Origin of the sequence: Holospora undulata HU1, from assembly GCF_000388175.3 — a bacterium.
Classification (GTDB): Bacteria; Pseudomonadota; Alphaproteobacteria; order Holosporales; family Holosporaceae; genus Holospora; species Holospora undulata_A.
Genome location: NZ_ARPM03000060.1, coordinates 1 through 5,411 on the forward strand (window position 1 = coordinate 1; position 5,411 = coordinate 5,411).

General features: G+C 35.1%; 5 protein-coding genes. 1 reads left to right on the forward strand and 4 read right to left on the reverse strand.

Annotation, left to right across the window (positions count from 1 at the left end):
• Positions 1-86 precede the first annotated feature (86 nt).
• Positions 87-272 carry a transposase gene (locus tag K737_RS11705; RefSeq protein WP_075260295.1) on the reverse strand — a complete coding sequence of 62 codons (186 nt, stop codon included), beginning with the start codon at positions 270-272 and terminating at the stop codon, positions 87-89.
• A gap of 78 nt (positions 273-350) precedes the next feature.
• On the opposite strand from K737_RS11705, the gene K737_RS08720 reads away from it, so the two are divergent.
• Entirely contained in the window at positions 351-629 is a 279-nt protein-coding gene (locus K737_RS08720) for a transposase (RefSeq protein WP_161630396.1), read from the forward strand.
• 313 nt (positions 630-942) lie between these two features.
• On the opposite strand, the gene rpoD is transcribed toward K737_RS08720, so the two are convergent.
• The 3 genes from rpoD to K737_RS09845 all read right to left on the reverse strand — a co-directional run.
• Positions 943-3,153 (reverse strand): RNA polymerase sigma factor RpoD, encoded by a 2,211-nt coding sequence (gene rpoD, locus K737_RS00895; protein WP_006290079.1) that lies wholly within the window; start codon positions 3,151-3,153, stop codon positions 943-945.
• 83 nt (positions 3,154-3,236) lie between these two features.
• Complete coding sequence (gene dnaG / locus K737_RS06665) at positions 3,237-4,907, reverse strand: DNA primase (protein WP_006290081.1); 1,671 nt, start codon at positions 4,905-4,907, stop codon at positions 3,237-3,239.
• 311 nt (positions 4,908-5,218) lie between these two features.
• The coding region (locus tag K737_RS09845; protein ID WP_035574774.1) for a hypothetical protein at positions 5,219-5,411 on the reverse strand (193 nt) is incomplete at its 5' end.

A 5,411-nucleotide genomic window follows, 5' to 3' on the forward strand; every position in this document is an offset into this window, starting at 1 on the left:
TTGTTTTAACACTTTGTGAATGATGCTATAGCTGGGATTCTTACTCCTTTCATACTTAATTCGGCTTGTCTTAACAAGTTCATGCATTACTTTTTCCCATACCCCCTTAATCCTACATCGTCTATAAAACAATGTACCGTCGAATATGGTGGAAAATCTTTTGGTAGAATGCACCATTGATAACCGCTCTTGATTATATAACATACTGCATTACCCCCCTCTTTTTTGTTGTATTTGCTTCTATTGCCGCTATCAAAATGATGCTTTATCACTTCCCACTCTCTCTTTTAAATCGCTTGGACAATTCTTCTTCTACACCTTCAATCCTTTTATATCACACTTTTTTATTCATGAATACAGGTTCTAAATTACTATGTCTGGCTTACAAAGGGAGTTACATCTTGGGTGCAGCAGATTTTATTAGAACCCTTCCAAAAGAAAGAGTTATTGTTCTGGATAATGCCATTTTCCATAAAGGGAAAGCTATGCAAAAGATGCTAGAAGATGCGGGTCATAGTTTGCTTTATCTGCCTCCTTATTTTCCTGATCTCAATCCTATTGAGAAAAAATGGGCCCAAGCCAAAAATATAAGAAGAACATTAACTTGTTCAATAGACCTCTTATTTTAATTCCATCTCTCGTAATCTTTTTATACTGATTTACCTGTAGTGTTAATACCAAATTGAAATTGCTTAAAAACTTCTGAAAATATAAAATTTTCTTAGGCTTTAATGGAAAAAACTTTTAGAAAAAAAATCCATAGAATAGGTCGTAACTTAAATACTAAAAAAACTTAACTTATTGTGATCATCTTTCGTATACCGCAGAACAAACTGTTCTAAGATGTATTAATTATCCTAAACGGGCTTTTAAAAATAGCCCGTTAAGAAAAACACACTTTCTTACTGCTCAAAAAATCCTAAGAAAATAAGATATTCCCCCTTAATCTTCATCCAAAAAATGAATTAATGATTTGGAGCGACTAGGATGACGTAATTTTCTTAGCGCTTTTGCTTCAATTTGACGAATACGTTCTCGTGTTACATCAAAGCTTTTTCCAACATCTTCTAATGTGCGCTCTTCTCTGTTTCCCCCAATACCAAATCTTAACCTTAAGACCCTTTCTTCTCGTGCGGTTAATAACGACAAAGCTTCCGAAAGTGCATCTCTTAAATCATTCATTACTGCAGCATTAATAGGAGAAATAGCAGTCTCATCTTTTAAAAAGTCTCCTATATGGCTGTCTTCTTCATCTCCTACAGGAGTTTCAAGACTGATAGGTTCTTTTGAAATTTTTAAAATTTTTTGTATTTTTGCCAAAGAGTACCCCATGCGTTCGGCAAGATCTTCCGGGCTTGGTTCTCGACCTGTTTCATGAACAAACGCTCTAGAAATTTTTAACATTTTGTTGATGGTTTCTATCATGTGTACAGGAATACGAATCGTGCGTGCTTGATCTGCAACAGATCTGGTGATTGCTTGACGGATCCACCATGTGGCGTAAGTAGAAAACTTATATCCTCTACGGTATTCAAACTTATCAACAGCTTTCATTAATCCAATATTTCCCTCTTGAATTAAATCTAGGAACTGGAGACCTCGATTGGTATATCTTTTAGCTATGGAAATCACTAAACGAAGATTAGCTTCGATCATTTCTTTTTTTGCTTGCTCTGCATCGTGTTCCCCTGTTTGAACAGTTTTTATAATCTGTCTTAGCCGTGCTAAAGGAACTCCTGACCGTATTGTGATGGCATCAATATCTGAAAGAATTTTCTCAATTTCATCTTTTCCTTTTGTAATAACCGCTTTCCACTTGTCTGAGGGAGCCTTTTCTTTAAGGTAAAGCCACCATTGTCTTGGGGCTTCTCCATTATAAGAAGCTAGGAAATCTTTTACCGAAACGCCGTTAGCTTCGCATAATTTTAAAATTTTCGAATCACACTTTAGCAATGCTTTTTGCAAATCTAAAACAAGCTCAATAAGATCTTTTATGCGGCCACTTTGCAATCGAAGACTTGAAAATATTTCAATAATTTCTTTAAGTGAAGCTTCGTTTTCAATTCCTGCTTGAATTTTATCTCGCACAGCACGAAACTTACTTAAAGTTCCTTCCAATAAATGACTTTCGTTTACCCATAAATCATCTTTTTCTATCAACACATCTTCATCTAATTTTTCTTCAGCTTCTGCCAATAGAGTTGCATCCTCATCATCTATTTCTCTATTAATATCTCCAAGAATTGGAGATATTTTTGGAGAATTAGCATTTTCTGTATTAGAAAACGGTTCTAGGGAGGAAACTTTTTTGTTTAGCTTTTTTTCTAACAAAGATTCTTTTTCTAGTAACTCTTCTAATCCGTCTTTTTCTTTTTTTTCTTTTTCTGCGTCAACACTTACACTTAAGACTTCTGTTAGCGCCTCGTCTACGTTATTTTCTAAGTCTACAAGATAGCGCAGCGTAATAGTTCCCTCTTCTAACCCCTTAATCCACTGATCTAATACTGAAAACAAAATAGGACTGCTGCACAACCCGGAAACAACCATATTCTTTCCTGCTTCTATGCGTTGAGCGATTGCTACTTCTCCTGTACGAGATAACAGTGGCACTGACCCTATTTCTTTTAAATAAAGTCGAACAGGATCGTCCATACCAGGAAGTTCTATTTCTTCTTCTTTGGAATCTTCTAAGGGGCTTAGCTCTAATTGTTCGGAAAGTAGCGTATCTTCTAGGGTGATTCCTATTCCAGCATCTTTTAGCAGCTGAAGCATTAGTTCTTTGGCTTGGATCGTAAAATCTTGAACAGCAAACAACTTATTTAAATACTTTTGACTCAAAAATCCCTGTTCTTTACTTTTTACAAGCAGAGCTTGAAGTAAATAGCACAAACTATTTTCTCCTTCACGCTCTTCTTCTTCATCTAGCTCTTTCAGCTGGTCTAAAAGATCGGAATCTAAAGTATTAATTGTAAATAATTCGTTATCTGATTCAACAGAATCAGAAGAGTTAAGTATTAAAGGGTCGACTTCCGAATCATGAATATCTAAAACATTTGTAAAAACAGAATCTTCTAGCCCCCCAGAACTTAAGCCTACTTCTTCAAAAGAAAGATCGTCTTCTATGATGGATTCTTTATCTTGGATACAGGACATAATGTTTTACTCCTTTTTTAAATTTTTTTTTAAAACTTTTTCTACGATGATAGAAAAAGTTGACAGACAATAGGGATTATAGTCTAAATAAGCTCATCTTTAAATGTTAGTAATTTAAGTTCTTCCCATTCAGAAAAAAGTAAATGAGATTGATCCTTCAAGCGATCACGCATGTCTTCTAAATGGTATTGTGTTTGATGTGCGTTAAACAATTCTATCCATTGCGCTTGAAGGGTATTAAGGTCTAAATTTTGCCAAAATGCTAAATGGGGAGTTACACGCTGAACAAGGTCTTTATACCAAGAAGCATCAGAACAGTCTAAAAGTGTTGGCGGATGATGGCAAGAGTCAAAACTATTTTCTTGAAGCGCCTGCCACTGAATAAGAGCTTCTTTAAGGGGGACATATACTTGGGGACAATAAAGTTGAGCCAATATCTCTTGAACTTGTCCCAACAGCCCGGGAAATATGCATAACGCTCCCAATAAAATTTCTATTCCTAATACCAAAGAAACTGAACAAGGAGCCGTTTTGTTTTTTTGTGAAGAAAAACGCTTTCCATAAAATCGCTCTTTAAAAAAAGACTGATAAGCGCGTTTTACTTCAGAATTTTTTATAATTTCTGTTTGTTGTTTCCATAAAAGCACAGCTTTTGCCCGACGTTCTGGAACTAATAGAACTTCTTGAGAAAAAATATGATGATAAAGCACCTCAGAAAGGGGCGCGGCATCTTTGATAATTTTTTCCATAACATCCCACCCTTGATAATGAATGATACTTTGAGGATCTTGCCCCAAAGGAAGCTCTGCTATACGTAACGTATTACCAGGGGTTAAAAGAGGTAAGGCTGTGCATATTGCTTTGTATGCTCCTGTTTTTCCTGCCGCGTCTCCGTCAAAGCATATAACAGGTTCTGGTGTTACTTTCCAAATCATGTGGAGGTGTTCTGCAGATAAAGCAGTTCCAAGACACGCTACTGCTGGCATACGCTTCCAAAACGCAAGAGCATCAAGGTACCCTTCCACCACAACACAAGGTAGGTTAGATTTTAAATTTTCTATTCCATAAAGGATTTGATGTTTAATGAATAAAGATGTTTCTGGAGAGTTTAAATATTTAGGCATTTTTTGTTCTTGTAAACTTCTTCCTCCAAATCCCAAAATTTCTCCCCGAGCATTGAAAATAGGAAAAGTAATTCGTCCTTCAAAAAAATTTCTGTGATATTGATCAGTAATCAGTCCAGCTTTTATCAATGTATCAGAAGATATATGGGACTTTATAGTTTGCATAACTAAAGCATCACACCATCCCAACTTAAAATGTTCTTGACAAGAAAAAGAAATCCCTCTATTTCCTAAGTAATTTTTTGCAAATTCTTGATTTTTTAGAGCTTCAATAAAATATTCACATACATGCATCAAACATTCTTTTAAATCAGTATCTTGAGGTTTAATGTAGGAATATTGATTTTTCCATGATTGAATATTGGCTTGCTCTGCAAGCTTTTGAATCGCTTCTATTGTAGTGATGCCTTCGATATTTTTCAAAAAATCTATAACATCCCCATGAGCTCCGCATCCAAAGCAGTGATAACTGCCTTTTACTTCTTGCACGACAAAAGAAGGACTTTTTTCTTTATGAAAGGGGCATAGTGCGCTCCAATTATTTCCCTTTTTTTGTAATTTAATGTAGCCAGATACCAGGTCAACAATAGAAATTCTATGACGAATTTGTGAATAAATTGAAATGTCCAATCTTTAGTTTTTAATTAATCAGAGCTGTCTTTAGAATACACCAATTTTAGAAAAAAACCCATAATACTCTTAAGATAAAGCTGATTTTGGTTAATAGTAATTTTTTTGAATTAGGCTTATTTTTTTGTATATTAAGAACCTATTTTTATAGATCAAGCTAATCATCTTAACAAAATAGATAAAATCATCGATCATGACAATGTTTTCAGCTACTTTAGCGACCTTATCTTAAGCTAATGTATAATGAAGCATACTCCCCCTCACTTTTTTTCAGGTAGTTTAAAAGATCGCTGAAATCAAAGAGTAAGAGTTTATCTTTGATCCACCTGAGTCCCCTTGTGAAGTATGAATAACAAAGGTGCTCTGACTGTTTTTTTGTAAGCAATTTCTTGTGTAAGGCCCGTTATAGAAGCGTATACAATAGCAACAGCGACAATGGTCATAAGTTTGGAAAGTCTTCCCAAATCTTTCATAGGGGGATTTTCAAGGGTAACCCCTTGCGTT